A 15,064-nucleotide genomic window follows, 5' to 3' on the forward strand; every position below is an offset into this window, starting at 1 on the left:
CCCATCATGGGAAGGTCAAGGGCGTGTCGACGGGACGCACGCCATGGGGCTCCATCCCGTCTTCGCGGCGATGCTCGGGCAGGATCACACGGACGGTGGTGCCCCGGTCGATCTCGCTCTCGATGACGAGGCGGCCCCGGTGGCGGTTGAGCGCGTGCTTGACGATCGCCAGACCGAGGCCGGTGCCGCCCTGCTGCCGGCTCGACGCGGTGTCGACACGATAGAAGCGCTCGGTGAGACGCGGGATGTGCTCGGGGGCGATGCCCGGCCCCTCGTCGCGCACGGCGAGCGTGAGCTGGGCGGGCCTGCTGCCGGAGGTATCCTCGCGGCCGAGGCTCACCGCGATGAGGCCGCCACCGCCAGCGTATTTCAAGGCGTTCTCGACGAGGTTCTCGACCACCCGCAGCAACTCGTCGCGATCGCCGAGGACTGGGTAGGGCGGCTCCGGCGCCTCCAGCGACAGGACGATCCCGCGCTCGGCGGCGAGCGGCGCCTTCTCCTCCACCATCTGCCGGGCGATCCGCTTCAGGCAGACGATCTGCGTCGGCGGCACATGCTCGCGCAGCTCGATGCGCGAGAGCGAGAGCAGGTCGTCGATCAACCGGGTCATGCGCCGCGCCTGCATGCGCATGATGCCGAGGAACTGCTCGCGCGCCTTGGGATCGTCCCGGGCCGGTCCCTGCAGGGTCTCGATGAAGCCAGAGAGCGAAGCGAGCGGCGTCCGGAGCTCGTGGCTGGCATTCGCCACGAAATCCACCCGCATGGTCTCGAGCCGCCGCGCCGAGGTGAGATCGCGCAGAAAGAGCACCACGTTGGGCTGGCCGCCGCCCGGTGTGTCCGCCAGCGGAAGCGCCCCGATCTGAACCTCAAAGGCGCGCTCGGTCGGCACCCGCGTGACGTAGCCGGTCTTCAACGGCGCCCCGCTCTGTAGAACCTCCTCGATGCCGTCGAGCACGTCCGGCGAGCGCAGCGCGAAAGAGAGCGGATGCCGCAACTTGAGCCCGGGCAGCAGGGCGCGGGCGGCCGGGTTCGCCTCGATGACGACGATGCGGCGGTCGACCAGGATCACTGGGTCGGGAATGTTGGCGAGTAGGGACTCGGCCACGGAATGCCGCTCGCGCCGTTCGATTTCCAGCGGCGTCACGACGAGCGGCGAGCCGGAACGGCTCAAGACCGCGCCCGCGACCAGGGCGAACGAGGCGGCGAGCAGGAAAGCCATCCCAGGCGTGCCGTCGACGAGCGCGGCGAGGCCGAAGACGACCGTGGCCGCGGCGGCTCCCGCCAGGGAGGATCGTCGGATCGAACCGGGCATTCTTGCTCACAGGCCCGCGGTGGCGGGATCAGGGATCGTTCGCCGCGCGGTGGCGGCGCAGGCGTCGTCCCACCTCGTAGATCCCGAGCATGGCGAGCGCCACGACGAACGGGACGAGGTAGTAGCAGACGCGGAACAGCAGGAGCGAGCCGAGTACCTCGCCGCGGGGCAGGTAGGACAGGGCCAGCATGATCGTGGCCTCGAACACGCCCGCGCCTCCCGGCACGTTGGAGGCGATGCCGAGCATCGCGGCAAGGACGTAGATCGCCACGAAGGTCGAGAAGCCCAGGGTCATCTCGGAGGGCATCAGAACGTAGAGCACGGCCGCCGCCGCGCAGACGTCGCCGATGCCGACCAGCATCTGGCTGAACGAGACCGTGGCGCCGGGTAGTTCCAGCCGCCAGTGCTTCACGGTGATGTAGCGGCGCTTGATCGAGACCCAGATCAGGTACCCGACGACCGAAAACAGGGCTGCGACGCCGACCCCCTGGTTCACGCGGATGCTGGTGAAGGCAAGGCCCGCGAGTTGGCCCGCCTCCACGATCAGGCTCAGGCCCAACACCACGCCCATACCGAGCCAGAAGGTGAACCCGGCGATGACGGTGAGCGCCGCGATCTTCGCGGTGGAGAGGCCGCGGCTCGAATAGACCCAGTAGCGGATCGTGCCGGCAGTCAGCAGCGGAAAGCCGAGGGTGAAGCTCACTGCGTAGCTGGTGAACGAGGCCAGCGACGTGATGCGATAGGGTACCTTCAGCTTGAGCTGCTTCAGCGCCAGCGCATCGTAGAACGTGAGAAAGAAATAGCTGATTGCGACGAAGCCGAATGCGACGGCGAGCTGCGTCCCGGTTACCGCCGTCAAGGCCGCGCTGAGCTTGGCCCAGGTGATCTCTTCCGACAGCTTCCAGAGGACGACGGCCGAGGCGACGAGCAGCAGGAGGCTCGCGACCGTGCCGATCCAGGCATAGCGCTTCCTGAAGAAACCCGTCTTCGCCTCGGCCTTACCAACGGCATCGGCCTGCGATGCATCGACGGCCCCGGTCTCGGCGAGATCCTTCCGTTTTTCGACGAAATTCATCTGGAACGGCGTCCGCCTCCGCTGGTCGCTCGCGCTGCGATGAAAACGCAGCTCGTCCCGAGCGATGGCCCGCCCGCCGCATGTAGGCTGATCACCGGGCAAAGGCCAGCGATGGGCGGGGTGTTCGCGAAGGCGTGCGTGTGGATGGCAGGCGGCAAATCGCGTTCCGCGCGATGGTCAGCGCGACGAGCGCAGCACCGCCTGCGCTTCACATAGGCCGGCGAGAATGCGCTCGCGGACGCTCGGCGACGTGCAGACGAAAGTCGGGCTCGGATGCGGGATCGAGATGATGGGCAGATCGGGACGCAGCCGCTGCAGGGGCTCGCGGGCGGTGCCGGCGATCCGCCCTGCCAACACCACGACGGCGAGATGCGTCAGAATATCGAGGAGCGGCGCCAGATAGGGCTCGGCCAAATGCTGCTCGGACCGGCGCGGTGCCCGGTTTAGGGCACCTTCGGCGTGGATCACCCACGGAACGGTGTTCCAGATCAGCGTGTCGGCCCGCGGAATGTCCGCCTCCCGCAGGAAGCGGAAGAGGTTGGCGGCCGTGCCCGTGGGGTTGTCCCGAGAGACCATGCCGGTGCGGCCGGTTGCCGGTCCCGGCGTTTCCAGCAGGAGCAGCAGGCGCGCCTGTATGCCTCCGTCGAACGGATCAGGGTCAGGTACGGGCGCATGGCGCTCGGAAGCGATCCGGCGCGCGAGATCGCGTAGCGGCAGCACATGCGGCGCGTCGGCGCTGGCGCGCCGTAAAGAGAGGGCAGCTGGGTCCGCGAGACTTCTGGGAGCGTCCGGATCAGATCGCGGCGGCATTCGGCGGTGTAGCCGTCGGCAGGGTTCCGGCGAGACGAAAGCGCTCGACGGCTCCCTCGGCCCTTAGCCGCGCAGCAAGGGCGTCGGCGCCCCCGAATTGGAAGCCGATTTGCGTCCCGTAGGCGGCGCAGGCCCTGGCCTTTCGGGCTTCGCATTCGGGATCGAAGCGGACGTCTCGGAGGGCTAGATCCGAAAAGATCTCGCGCAACGGCTCTTTCGGATCCGCGGTGCGGACCGTGTACGGATAATCGCGCCACCACAGGACCGGCGCCGGCGGCCGCACCCCGGACCGGCAAGCGCGAAGCGCTCGCACAACCTGCACATGGTCGACATGGCCACCGACGGCCTGCGGCGCGAGGATCAAATCGGGCCGCATCTGCGCGATCAGCTTCTCGAAAGCGTCGGCGAGATTGTATTCGATCCGGTCGTCCCCGGAGAGACCGGCGAAGAGTTCCGGCGGCGAACCATAGCCGCGATGCGGAGCCTCGCGGAATGGCAGGTGGACCGGTCGCTCGATCCCGAGGTGAAGTGCGGCGACGACGTCCTCATCGCGGCGGAGTGCCATGTAGTCGACGTCGGCCGCCAAGCCCTTATCGAGCTGGCACGCCAACGCGAAGCCCTTCGGCTCGGCGACGGAGGCCGTAAACACGGTCGCCATCACCACGCTCCAGCCCCCACGCGCCAGATGCGCCAGGGTGCCGCCGGCGGAGAAGACGGCATCGTCGAGATGGGGCGAGACGGCGAGGGCGACGGGCATCAGAGAACCCGCATCAGAGCAGATGCGGTTCGGCGCGGAAGCGGCAATCCGGATCATGCGGAAGTGCGTCCGAAAAATCCGCATGCGGCCGTTCGCGGACGACCTTCGCGTAGACGTCCATGATCTGCCGTCCGACTGCCGTCCAGGAATAGACCCGGCGGCATTCCTCCAGTCCAGCTTGGGCAAGCCGCGCGCGAAGCTCCGCGTCTTCGATGACGCGGCCGAGGGCCTTCGCCAAGGCCGGCACGTCGCCGGGCATCACCATGAGGCCGTTCTCGTCATCGCGGAGGCAGTCCGAGACGCCGACGGAATGGGTGGAAACCACCGCAAGCCCAGCCGCCATCGCTTCCAGGATCGTGTTCGAAAACCCCTCGGCGTAGGTCGGCGACACAAAGACGTCGGCCTTGCGATAGAGGTCCGGCACGGTCTCGTAATCGGCGTAGCCGGTGAAGGCGACGTGAGCCGGCGTGAAACCGATTTCCTCCGCGCGTGCTCGGGCGGCGTCCACGTCGGGCCCGATGCCGGAGATCGTCGCCTCGAACGGCAGGCCGGCCTCCCAGACGCGTTCGAGCGCATCGAGCATGTCGAGCACGCCTTTCCGGCGGTCGACGCGGCCGTGATAGAACAGCCGCACCGGGTCCTCGCCCTCGACGGGCTTGCCCGGCGTGAAGCGGGCGGTGTCGACCGCGCCGGGTACGATGGTGAAGCGCGCGGGATCCGAGCCGAGCCGGTCGCAGACCTCCTTCACGAAGGATTTTCCGCCGATCAGCAGGGCGTTGGCGTGAGCCAGCACTTCGCACATGGCAACGCGATGAGTCTCGCAGCAGGAGCCGACCCAGTGGCCGTCGCCGCCCTGGATCGAGACCACGTTCGGCACGCCGAGCTTTTTGGAAGCCAGAAGCACGGCCCAGCCGGTGGGGTAGCCGTATTGCGCGTGCAGGATATCGAAGGGCTTCTTGGCGTGCTCGGCGCAGATGGTCTCGACCATCGTCGCGATGTCCCGCTCGAAGTCGCCGCTCTCCTGCTCGCCGAGCTGTTCGAGGCCGATCACGTGGACGCCCGGCACGGCGGGCGGCGGACCGCCGCCATAGACGCGGGTGCCGAATTCGTCGCCACGATATTGCGAGATCATCGTGACATCGTGGCCGGCGCCGACGAGTTCGCGCAGCAGGTTCTGCGCGTAAACGCTCATGCCGGAGATCGCCGGGAAGTACCGGCGGCTGACGAAACAGATCCTCATGATGCCGCCACCACGCCCGTGGAGATTTGTGGCGCCAGCGCCTCGTGCGCACTCTCGTCCGCTGCCGGCAGGCCCGGCCCCGGACGGCGGCAGGTGCGCAGGTATTCGAGCGAGCGCGGCACCATCACGTCGGCGCGGTGGCTCTCGCGGGAGAGCTCGACGCAGACGAGTTTCTGGAAGTCGATCGCTTCGAGGGCGTCCAGCACCGACGGCACGTCCATGTCGCCCTCGCCGAAGGGCAGGTGGATGTGCTCGCGCCGCTTCATGTCCTCGATGGCGACGGTGCCGAGGCGCTCCGCGAATTCCCGCACGGCCGCGGCCGGATCGCGCTCCTCGGTGACGAGGCAGTGTCCGGTATCGAGCGCGAGCCTGAGGTTCGGCAGGTCGAGCCCGGAAAAATCGTCTAGCGTCTCGATCAGCATGCCGGGCTCGGGTTCCAGCGCCGCAACCACGCCCTTCTCCTCGGCATAGGCGGCGACCTCGGTGAGCCCCTCGATCAGCCAGCCATGCGCTGCGGCTCGGTCGACACCCTCCTTCGGCACGCCCGCCCAGAACGACACCGCTTCCGACTTCAGCACGTGCGCGATGTCGACGGCCCGCTTCAAGAATCCGATCCGTCGGGCACGGCCCGAGGCGTCGGCCGTCACGAGGGTGGGCTCGTGCTTGGCGCTCGGGTCGAGCAGGAAGCGGGCGCCGGTCTCGATCACCGAGCCGAGTTCGAGCCGCTGCAGCAGCGTCGCGATGTGGTCGGCCTCGACGATCCAGTTCTCGGCAAAGGGATCGAGATGATGGATGTCGAGCGTCAGCGCGACGCCGTCATAGCCGGCATCCTTGATCAACCGGATCGCGTCTTCGAGGCGGTGATGGGCGGTGCCGTTCGTGTTGTAGGCGAAGCGGAGGCTCATGGGCGCTTCCTCTCGGCCCGCCGGCCCTGCCGCTCGTAGCGGAAGGGGGCGTGGTGGGATTCGGGCTCGCGGTAGAGCGGATAATGCGAGCCGACGACTTCCTCCGCCAGCGCGGTGTCGAAGAGCGGCTGGCCACCGAAGCGCTCGACCGCCTCGGGCGTCAGGCGCACCGGCAGCAGCGTGTCGGTCTCCCGGCCGAACTTGATCAGCGGATGCTCGCGTTCGATGAGCTTGCGCGTGTTGCGCTCGCCGATGCGGTAGTAGCTCATGGTCTCGACTTCGAGGCCCGGCACGATCGCCTTGACGATACCGATGCCGCTCTCGGGCGGGGCGCAATCGACGTAGAGGATGTCGAAGCCGGCCGCATCGAGCCGGTCCTTCGCGATCTGGCCGCGTGCATGCCCGTCGGCGGCGGGCGTGGTCGGGAGATCCAGGAACGGCTTCTTCGAACGCTCCGAAAACACCGTCTCGGAAAACACGCCCTTCAGTTCCTCGCCCGAGAGGTCGATCCAGGCGAGCATGGCCTGCAGGGCGCGGCTCTCCTCGAGGTCGAGACTCGGTAGCGCTTTCTGGATGAAGGACTCGACATAGCCGGGAGGCGCAACGGTGTCGGCGAGTGCCAGGGGGCCGTGGCCGAACGTCTTGCGCACGCGGGCGGCCTGGAATTCCAGCAGCGCCTTGCGAAGCGCCCGCTCGCGGTCCGGATCGCATGCCTCGCCGGCCGCCGAGAGCGCGATCGGGCAGGGGGCGTCGGCCCCGTTCTCGTCGTAGCCGACCACGTAGATGTTGGTCAGGCCGAACTGGTCCGTGGCGAATTTCGGCAGCGCGCGGATGCCGAGGCCCTTGAGCCGATCGAGCATGGCCTGCGTCTCGGGGCCGATGCCGGCGAGATCGATCATCACGCCCTGGTCGAGCGCCCGAAAGAGCAGGCCGTTGCCGTCGCGCTGGAGCAGTTCGAGCAGGCCGTGGCCCAGCGCGAAGGACGTGTCCGGACCGGCGCCGAGGCCGTTGGTGATGAGATTGGTGAAGGGCTTGTAGCCCGCGCTCAGCTCGAAATAGTCGGTGGCCGCGATGTCGAGCGGCATCCAGACATTTTCACCGGTGCGGGCGCGAACCACCGTCGTCCAGTCGAGCTTGGTCCCGCGACCGACATGCGAGCCGGCCGGCAGGCAGAGCGTCAGCGGGTCGGCGACGCTGCTTGCGCCGAAGACGCGGACGAGATCATCGTAGGAACAGCCGACCTGCTTTTCGCGCGGCATCACCGCCAGCGACGGCATCAGGTTCTCGGCGATCTCGGCAACGGCGCCGATCAGCGCCTCGTCGTCGGTCGCGCCGTAGCCGATGCCCGACGGCATCGCGCCGACGAAGAACGGATCGTCGAGAAACAAGGCAACGAACCAGACCGGGATGCCGGTGCGGTCGAGCGGCGCGAGGTTGAAGCCGACGACCCGGCCCTCGGGCAGGATGTCGAGATAGGCCGTCACGGCATCGGGCAGGCGCTCGGGCAGGCCCTCGATCCGGCGCGGGGCGCCGTATCGATAGCGCCGCGGCGCCTTCAGGCTGTCGTGGCGGGCGCGGTCGTCCTGGTCGATTTCGGTCGTGGTCATCGGATCCCGGCCAAGCTGCCTTCCCTCCCCCTTGTGGGGAGGGATCGAGGGTGGGGGTGGTGCCGCTTGCCTGCGTCGGAGCCCGGCGGAACCACCCCCACCTCCACCTCCTTCCCACGAGGGGGAGGAGAGTCCACTCCGTCGTCTCACGCCGCCGGTGCGGCCCGCGGCCGGCCCGGCTCGCGCCCGGCCTCGCCATAGGCCCGCGCCAAGAGACGCATGGTGTGCAGGTCGCGCTCAGCCGAATAAGCCGTCCGCTCGTCCGGCCGGCGCAGAGCCGAGCCGAAGGCGCGAACCTGCTCCAGGAAGGGCGACGCGTCCGCATCGAAGGCGATGTCTTCGGCCACGCCGGTTGTACCGTCGGTGAACGTCAGCCGGCCACCCGGTGTCTGGCCCATGGTGTCGACCGCGGTCAGCATGCCTCGGGTGCCGACCACTTCCAAGCGGCGGCGGGGCAGCACGTCCGGGCAATTGTAGGCGACGTGGAGGTTGGTCAGCACGCCCGATCCCGTGCGGCCGATCAGGATTGCGCCGTCGTCGACGGCATAATCCTGGGCGCGGGCCTGGGTCAGCGCGGCGATGTCCTGGATCGATTCCCCAAGCAGGAAATCGCAGAGGTCGAGCCCGTGCGGGGCGAGGTCGATCAACGCGCCGCCGCCCGCCTTGGCCGGATCGATGCGCCAGTTGTCCTGTCCTTGAAACGACGCCCAGGCCCGGTCGAGCCAACAGGCATAGACGATGCGAACGGTCGTCACCGTGCCGAGCCGGCCGTCGCGGATCGCGTCGCGCATGGCGCGGTGGGCGGGGTGATGGCGCTGGTCGAAGGCCGTACCGTAGAAGGTGCCGGACCGGGCCACGGCAGCCGCCATGGCCTCCGCATCGCCGAGCGAGGCCGCCATCGGCTTCTCGCAAAGGATGGCCTTGCCGCTCGCCGCCAGCGCTTCGACGGCGTCGCGGTGCAGATGGTTCGGCGTCGCGACGTAAACTGCCTCGACCTGGGAGTCGGCGATCAGGCCGGCGATGTCGGCATGCGCCCGCGCACCCTCTACCTCAGCCGCAGCGCGCGAGGTCGCGCCCGGATCGGCCACGGCCACGAGCCGGTGGCCTGCGGCGCGGATGCCCGGCGCCATGTAGTCGCGGGCGACCCAGCCGTAACCGACGATGCCCCAGCCAATCGCATCGGTGCCGGTCATCACCAGCGCTCCGGCAGATCGACGTATTCGCGGCGGCGGACCCGTTCGGCGACGGCCGTCTGCGAGCCACCTTCCCAGTCGAGGGTCTTGGGTCCGTCGGAGTGGAGTGGATAGGTCACGCGTCCGGCATATTCCGCGGCGTAGCGCTCGGATGGCCAGCGGATCACGTAGGCGCCGCTGAGATCGACCTTGTAAAGCGGGTTGAGCCGCAGCGCCGTGCCGGCGACCGGTAGCGTGATGCCGTCGACCACCGAACGCGGGGCGGGTCGCATACCCGGACCGGCGACGAGCGAGAAGGCTTCACAGGCCTGCAATTCGTGCGGGTCGCGCGGGGTCGGCGCACGCGCCTCGACGAGCGCCCGGGTCAGCTCGGCATCGTCATAGACGAGACCGTCGGGAAACAGCTCCTCGATGTCGGCGGCCGAGACCGCCTTGCCGGCGGAGAAGCCGGGGCAGCCGCTGTTGTGGATGTGGCTGACCGCGAGCCAACCGTCTTCACCGGCCGTCTTGCGCAGGCAGGCGAGGATTCCCGGCTTGTCGTCGAGGAAATAGAAGGCGTCGTTGCAGAGCACGAGGTCCACCGGCGCGTCGGCGATCGGCCAATGCGGCGAGGAGGCGTCGAAGCAGACAAGCTGCGCACCCTTGTCGACCACCCAGTTGCGGGCGACCCAGAGCTTGGCGAAGACCACATCGGCGCCGGCGACCTTCACGCCGCGTGCCTGCATCTCCCGCAGGTAATGGCCGATGCCGCAGGCGAGCTCGAAGGCACAGGCCGGCTCGTTCCAATGCGCTTCGAGCAGCGTCAGCCCGGCGAGATAGGTCGGGTCGCTCCAGCGATTGACGAAGTAATCACCGACCCGGCCCCAACCAAGACCATCGACGGCCTCGCGGAGCGTCGCAGTCCTACGGTTGGCTACGAGCGCTTGGAGGGACGCCGGGTCGGCCGGAGGGCCGTTCCACCAATCATCCTGATCCGCGAGCAAGCCCGCAAGCGCGGCGTCCATGTCGCCGGCATCGATCAGGGCCAGGGTCGCGGCGATCAACTCGGCGCGGTTGGTGCGCAGATAGGGGATGCCGTCGAGCACGGGCCAGCGGGCACCGGTCGCCACGTCGCGCAGGACATGCGCGCCGTCGAGCTCCAGCGAATTGCCGGTATCGGGCGAGAGGAGGTCGAAGGGGATCATGGCCCGAGAATAGGGCGGGGGATGCCGGTTTTCACGGGATGCGCATGTCGCGGAGCACCCGATCCTGAAAATCCTTCACCGGACCGGCATGGACCAGCTCCATGTCTCCGAGCACCGTATCCATGGTCAGCGAGGCGGCGCGCAGATGCTGCGCGATCTGTAGAACGCGATCGATGGAATCGGCGGCGTGGAAGGCACGGCCCTCCGCAGTCGCATCGTCCGGCAGGACCGAGCGGGCACTGCGTACGGTCTCGCGCAGGGACGGTTTCAGTTCGTTCAAAGCACGTTCCGAGCAGCGTTCCACGATTGGCCAAAGATGGTCGCCGAGCAGCATCTCGCCGGTGAAGCCGGCGTCCGGCATCAACGCGTTGTGGAAGTGATGGGCCATGGCGGCGAGGAAGACCACGGTGGGATCGGCTCGGTAGAACGGACTCAGCACGACACCGTAAACCGCCACGATCAGGCAGTGCTCTGCGTGATTCTCCGGCGGTTCGAGCAGGATGCGCGGCTTGCCGGGGCAGGTCACGCCGGCCCGCGGCTGCTGGGCCTGTGCGGTGACGAAGTCGGGCAGGGGGCCGGCCGGGAGAGCCTCCTGCGAAGGGCGCAGACAGGCGCGGAGACGATCGCGCAGGGCGGGATCGACCTGCTCGGTGACGGCATCGAAGCCGGCAACGAGAATGGCCGAGCCCTGTGCGTCGTCGAGTCCGGCAGCCGCGAGAAATGCACCGTCGATGTCGCATAGCCGCGTGGCAGCCAGCGCGCTGGCGGTCACCTGAAGCGCCACCGTCTCCGGCGAGGCCCCACCGGTGAGCGCTCCCCAACCCTGCGCAAACAGTCGCTCGGCGATCGACCCGGCGCGTCCGGCTGAGCGGACGCGCTTGAGATCGCCGAGTTCGACGAGAAGCTCGCGCAAGGGGAGGGGCGCGGCGGCTGCCGTGCCCAGGGGCGACATCAGTTCGCGCCGAGCCAATCGAGCAGCATCTTCTGCTGCTTGCCGAAATCGTGCTCGGGGCCGGCGCCGTTCTTGACCATGGGCGCCTTGAAGAAGCTCGAGAGCTGCTCCTGCGCGCCGCCGTCGCCGCGCTGCTTGGCGAGGTCGAGGACGCGGGCGATCTCGATGACGAGGGGGGCAGCGAGAATCGAGTCCTTGCAGAGGAAGTTGACCTTGATCTGCATGCGCTGGCCCATGAAGCCGGTAACGTCGATGTTGTCCCAGGCTTCCTTGTCGTCGCCACGCGGGCGGTAATAGTGGATATGCACGAGATGGTCCTCGACGGGGTAGCCGAGGATCGAGTCGAGCACCGTGCCCTTGGTGTTGATCTTCGACTGCAAGGACGACGGATCGTTCAGGGCGAGACCGTCACGGTTGCCGAGGATGTTCGTCGAGAACCAGCCGTCGACATGGAGCGCCCGGGCCTTGAAGGCTGGCGCCAGCACGGTCTTCATCATGGTCTGACCGGTCTTGCCGTCCTTGCCGGCGACGGGCACGCCCATCTCCTTGGCGAGGTTCAGCAACGCCGGAATGTCGGCAGCGACGCTCGGCGTGAAGTTGCCGTAGGGCACGCCGCTCTTGATCGCCGCGTAGGCGTAGAGCATCGCCGGGGAAATCGACTCGTCGTCGGTGTCGAGGCCCTTCTCGAAGGCTTCCGTCGAATTCAGTACGGCCGCGGTCAGGTCGGGCCAGCGCTCCGTCGAGGCGAGATTGATCACGACGACCTCGTCGAGGTTGCTCTCCTGCCGGAAGCGCTTTAGGTCGTTGGCGATAATCGAGACCGTCTCACGATGATCCTTGGCGACGATGCGGTTGCCGCCCTCGATGTTCTTGCAGAACTTGGCGCTGCCAACGGCCGGCCAGGGCGTGATGCCCTTGAGCACCTGGGCCCCGTTCTCGATGTCCTGCTTGGTGAGCACGCCATGACCGGTCGCGGCCGAGGCGAGGTCGTCGCTGTTCAGGTCCCAGCCGCCGAAGACGAGGTCCTTGTAGTCGGTCATCCCCTGAACGGAGACGCCGGCAAGAGGCAGACCGTCGAGCCGGTTCGATCCTGTCTTGATCATCTCGATGCCGGCGATGGCGGTGGTGGCAACGGCGCCGCCCATGCCAACGAACGCGACGCCGACGCGGCGACCGGTCTGCATGCTCATCGGGGAAGTACTTTCTGTCTGTTTGAAGAACGCGGCACTCGAATGCCGTCGCGCGGTAGCCCTGTCTCGGCCCGTATCAACTGGGTCGCGGAGAGTCCGTTCCAAGGCGGATGTGCCATGTTTCAAATGAATGGAAGCTGACGGACCGCCGCACCACTCGTTAACGAATAGTAAACACAGGGCCTTAACGCGGCATTAACGCCGCCACGTTGGGATCATGGGCCGGTCCCATTGTCGTCACACCTGACGGCGACACCCCGGGCACTTGATCGAAGCCGCGTCCGAGAACGCCGCGGCACGAAAAAAGGAAGTTTGATGGGGGTTTTCCCGGAGCCGGCGCTCTGCGCCGACGACGTGAGCCGACTCGTGCCTACCGGGTCGAATGATGTCAACAACGCGAAGGCGGCTAAGCCGCTCACGATTCAGTGTTTTGCACCTCTGAACAGTCTGAAGCGCAACATTCTGGCAGGCCTGATCGCCAGTCTCGCGCTGAGTACCGTCCCGCTGACAGCCCTGGCACACGACCTCGGCGGCGTGATTGCCACACTGCAGCCTCGCGAAGACCACCCGTTGGAGTGGGGCCGAACGAACCTCGGCGCTCAGGGGATCGTGACCCAGGCGGTGACGGACCATGACCCGGCGCGCCCGCCCGAGCCGAAGAGCGATGCCGATATGCTGCGCTTCGGCGACATGAGTGTATCGCGTCCGCTCGTTGCGACCATACTGCGCGCCTCCGAGGTGACGGGCGTCGACCCGGTTTACATGATGGCGCTCGCCGACAAGGAATCGAGCTTCGACACCGACGTGAAGTCATCGGCTTCTTCGGCGCAGGGCCTTTTTCAGTTCGTCACCGCAACCTGGCTCGAGATGATCCGCGACTACGGAGCTCGGCACGGCCTGACGGCCGAGGCCGCTGCGGTGAAGGGTCGCGGCGGCGCCATCGGCATCACCGACGAGGCCATGCGCAAACGCGTTCTGGAGCTTCGCAACGACCCGTTCGTTTCCGGCTTGATGGCGGGTGAGCTGATCAAACGTGATCGCGCCCGGATCGAGAGCCGCATCGGCCGCGAACTCAAGACGACCGAGCTCTACATCGCCCACTTTCTCGGCACCGCGAGCGCCGGCAAGTTCCTGTCCCTCAGCGCCGACGACCCGGACCGCAGCGCACAGAAGGTCTTCGGCCGCGCCGCGCGCGCCAATCGCAGCATCTTCACGCAGAAGGATGGGGGCAAGCGTCGCAGCCTCACTGTCGCCGAGGTCCACGAACGGCTCGACGGCATGATCGACCAGCGCATCAGCCAATATCAGACGATCGCGGCAATGATCGCCCAGGAATCGCAGGACGTGGACGAAGAGCACGGCGGCGAATATCCGATGCTCGACGCCCGCCTCCGCCTGAAGGACGACCCCGTCCTGCCGCTGGTGGCGCCCACGATCCAGTAAGCGCCGGAACATCGGCCCGCGCAAAAAGGGCGGCGATCCAAACCCATCGGATCGCCGCCCTTTTTTGATGTCTGGCGCCGGCCGTCGGACGCCCGATCAGGCCGCCTGCTTCTGCCGGTTGAGCAGCTTGCGGTTGATCAGGACCTCAGCGATCTGAACCGTGTTCAGCGCCGCGCCCTTGCGAAGGTTGTCCGAGACGCACCAGAAGGCGAGGCCGTTCTCGACGGTGGCGTCCTCGCGGATGCGCGAGACGTAGGTCGCGTCCTCGCCGGCCGCTTCGTGCGGAGTCATGTAGCCGCCGGCCTCGCGCTTATCGACGACGAGCACGCCCGGGGCCGCACGCAGGATCTCGGTGGCCTGCTCGACGGAGAGCGGCCGCTCGAACTCGACGTTCACGGATTCGGCATGGCCGATGAAGACCGGAACGCGCACGGCGGTGGCCGTGAGCTTGATCTTCGGGTCGAGCATCTTCTTCGTCTCGGCCATCATCTTCCACTCTTCCTTCGTGTAGCCGTCCTCCATGAACACATCGATGTGCGGGATGACGTTGAAGGCGATGCGCTTGGGAAACTTGGCCATGGTCATCTGGCCGGCCGTGAAGACCGAGCGGGTCTGCTGGAACAGCTCGTCCATGGCCTCCTTGCCGGCGCCGGAGACCGACTGGTAGGTCGAGACCACCACGCGCTTCACGGTAGCCGCATCGTGCAGCGGCTTCAGCGCGACGACGAGCTGCGCGGTCGAGCAGTTCGGGTTGGCGATGATGTTGCGCTTGGTGAATCCGACGATCGCGTCGGCATTCACCTCGGGCACGATCAGCGGCACGTCCGAATCGTAGCGGAACGCCGACGAGTTATCGATGACGACGCAGCCCTGCTCGCCGATGCGGGGGCTCCACTCCTTCGAGATCTCGCCGCCTGCCGACATCAGGCAGATGTCGGTATCGGAGAAGTCGTGAGTGTCCAGCGCTTTGACCTTGAGGATCTTGTCGCCGAACGAGACCTCCTGGCCCACGCTGCGGCGCGAGGCCAACGCCACGACCTCGTCGGCCGGGAAGGCGCGCTCGGCCAGGATGTCGAGCATCTCGCGGCCAACATTGCCCGTGGCTCCGACGACGGCAACCTTGTAACCCATCTCGCATACTCCGCTGCGCGGCCTCAAGCTCGTGGCCGCATGCGCCAAAACGAAAAGGCCCGCCTCGAGCGTGACGAGGTTGGCTTTCCGAACGGCGGAGCAAGGCGCGCACGCACTCCGACTGTCAAGGCAGTGGTACGCATGTCCGCTGCCCGGACTTGATCGAAACCGGCCGAGCCTTTAAGCGGACCGCGCCTTGCGCCCGGTGTTGTTCCAGGCGCCCCCGCTCAGGATTGATTGGACCGATGGGCAAGGAAAAGTTCAA

General features: G+C 67.4%; 13 protein-coding genes. 1 reads left to right on the plus strand and 12 read right to left on the minus strand.

Annotation, left to right across the window (positions count from 1 at the left end; all coding sequences use genetic code 11):
* Nucleotides 1–4: 4 nt before the first annotated feature.
* From MFF07_RS14620 to MFF07_RS14670, 11 genes are all read right to left on the minus strand, one after another.
* Complete coding sequence (locus MFF07_RS14620) at nucleotides 5–1,312, minus strand: ATP-binding protein (protein WP_373322356.1); 1,308 nt, start codon at nucleotides 1,310–1,312, stop codon at nucleotides 5–7.
* Between the two features lie 28 nt (nucleotides 1,313–1,340).
* A complete protein-coding gene (locus MFF07_RS14625; protein ID WP_147818396.1) occupies nucleotides 1,341–2,387 on the minus strand; it encodes a lysylphosphatidylglycerol synthase domain-containing protein in 1,047 nt (348 codons plus the stop codon).
* A 177-nt stretch (nucleotides 2,388–2,564) separates the two neighbouring features.
* Nucleotides 2,565–3,197 (minus strand): uracil-DNA glycosylase, encoded by a 633-nt coding sequence (locus MFF07_RS14630; protein ID WP_147818397.1) that lies wholly within the window; start codon nucleotides 3,195–3,197, stop codon nucleotides 2,565–2,567.
* Nucleotides 3,181–3,957, minus strand: coding sequence for a PIG-L deacetylase family protein (locus MFF07_RS14635; protein ID WP_147818408.1), 777 nt, complete (start codon nucleotides 3,955–3,957; stop codon nucleotides 3,181–3,183). The genes MFF07_RS14630 and MFF07_RS14635 overlap by 17 nt, the downstream gene beginning before the upstream one ends.
* A gap of 10 nt (nucleotides 3,958–3,967) precedes the next feature.
* The gene (locus MFF07_RS14640; protein ID WP_147818398.1) at nucleotides 3,968–5,194 is read right to left on the minus strand and encodes a glycosyltransferase family 4 protein; all 1,227 of its coding nucleotides are present in this window, start codon (nucleotides 5,192–5,194) and stop codon (nucleotides 3,968–3,970) included.
* The gene (locus tag MFF07_RS14645) at nucleotides 5,191–6,099 is read right to left on the minus strand and encodes a sugar phosphate isomerase/epimerase family protein (protein WP_147818399.1); all 909 of its coding nucleotides are present in this window, start codon (nucleotides 6,097–6,099) and stop codon (nucleotides 5,191–5,193) included. Before MFF07_RS14645 ends, MFF07_RS14640 begins: the two co-directional genes overlap by 4 nt.
* Nucleotides 6,096–7,706, minus strand: a complete 1,611-nt coding sequence (locus MFF07_RS14650; RefSeq protein ID WP_238232251.1) for a YcaO-like family protein — start codon at nucleotides 7,704–7,706, stop codon at nucleotides 6,096–6,098. Before MFF07_RS14650 ends, MFF07_RS14645 begins: the two co-directional genes overlap by 4 nt.
* A gap of 146 nt (nucleotides 7,707–7,852) precedes the next feature.
* On the minus strand, nucleotides 7,853–8,899 hold the full coding sequence (locus MFF07_RS14655) for a Gfo/Idh/MocA family protein (protein WP_147818401.1): 1,047 nt from the start codon (nucleotides 8,897–8,899) through the stop codon (nucleotides 7,853–7,855).
* On the minus strand, nucleotides 8,899–10,083 hold the full coding sequence (locus MFF07_RS14660; protein WP_147818402.1) for a class I SAM-dependent methyltransferase: 1,185 nt from the start codon (nucleotides 10,081–10,083) through the stop codon (nucleotides 8,899–8,901). Before MFF07_RS14660 ends, MFF07_RS14655 begins: the two co-directional genes overlap by 1 nt.
* Nucleotides 10,084–10,114: 31 nt before the next feature.
* Nucleotides 10,115–11,035, minus strand: a complete 921-nt coding sequence (locus MFF07_RS14665) for an HD domain-containing protein (RefSeq protein WP_238232252.1) — start codon at nucleotides 11,033–11,035, stop codon at nucleotides 10,115–10,117.
* A complete protein-coding gene (locus MFF07_RS14670; protein ID WP_147818404.1) occupies nucleotides 11,035–12,225 on the minus strand; it encodes an inositol-3-phosphate synthase in 1,191 nt (396 codons plus the stop codon). Before MFF07_RS14670 ends, MFF07_RS14665 begins: the two co-directional genes overlap by 1 nt.
* A 315-nt stretch (nucleotides 12,226–12,540) precedes the next feature.
* Here MFF07_RS14670 and MFF07_RS14675 point away from each other — a divergent pair, with 315 nt between their 5' ends.
* A complete protein-coding gene (locus MFF07_RS14675) occupies nucleotides 12,541–13,668 on the plus strand; it encodes a transglycosylase SLT domain-containing protein (protein ID WP_147818405.1) in 1,128 nt (375 codons plus the stop codon).
* 96 nt (nucleotides 13,669–13,764) lie between these two features.
* Here the strand turns inward: MFF07_RS14675 and MFF07_RS14680 are convergent, their stop codons facing one another.
* Nucleotides 13,765–14,799, minus strand: a complete 1,035-nt coding sequence (locus tag MFF07_RS14680; protein ID WP_147818406.1) for an aspartate-semialdehyde dehydrogenase — start codon at nucleotides 14,797–14,799, stop codon at nucleotides 13,765–13,767.
* Between the last annotated feature and the right edge of the window lie 265 nt (nucleotides 14,800–15,064).

It is taken from the genome of Methylobacterium thuringiense, assembly GCF_022179645.1.
Lineage (GTDB): Bacteria > Pseudomonadota > Alphaproteobacteria > Rhizobiales > Beijerinckiaceae > Methylobacterium > Methylobacterium thuringiense.

Coding starts and splice junctions, on each gene's coding strand:
- MFF07_RS14665 (WP_238232252.1), bottom strand. CDS start 11,035: ATGTCGCCCCTGGGCACGGCAGCCGCCGCGCCCCTCCCCTTGCGCGAG.
- MFF07_RS14625 (WP_147818396.1), bottom strand. CDS start 2,387: ATGAATTTCGTCGAAAAACGGAAGGATCTCGCCGAGACCGGGGCCGTC.
- MFF07_RS14670 (WP_147818404.1), bottom strand. CDS start 12,225: ATGAGCATGCAGACCGGTCGCCGCGTCGGCGTCGCGTTCGTTGGCATG.
- MFF07_RS14640 (WP_147818398.1), bottom strand. CDS start 5,194: ATGAGGATCTGTTTCGTCAGCCGCCGGTACTTCCCGGCGATCTCCGGC.
- MFF07_RS14645 (WP_147818399.1), bottom strand. CDS start 6,099: ATGAGCCTCCGCTTCGCCTACAACACGAACGGCACCGCCCATCACCGC.
- MFF07_RS14620 (WP_373322356.1), bottom strand. CDS start 1,312: ATGCCCGGTTCGATCCGACGATCCTCCCTGGCGGGAGCCGCCGCGGCC.
- MFF07_RS14680 (WP_147818406.1), bottom strand. CDS start 14,799: ATGGGTTACAAGGTTGCCGTCGTCGGAGCCACGGGCAATGTTGGCCGC.
- MFF07_RS14630 (WP_147818397.1), bottom strand. CDS start 3,197: ATGCCGCCGCGATCTGATCCGGACGCTCCCAGAAGTCTCGCGGACCCA.
- MFF07_RS14660 (WP_147818402.1), bottom strand. CDS start 10,083: ATGATCCCCTTCGACCTCCTCTCGCCCGATACCGGCAATTCGCTGGAG.
- MFF07_RS14675 (WP_147818405.1), top strand. CDS start 12,541: ATGGGGGTTTTCCCGGAGCCGGCGCTCTGCGCCGACGACGTGAGCCGA.
- MFF07_RS14655 (WP_147818401.1), bottom strand. CDS start 8,899: ATGACCGGCACCGATGCGATTGGCTGGGGCATCGTCGGTTACGGCTGG.
- MFF07_RS14650 (WP_238232251.1), bottom strand. CDS start 7,706: ATGACCACGACCGAAATCGACCAGGACGACCGCGCCCGCCACGACAGC.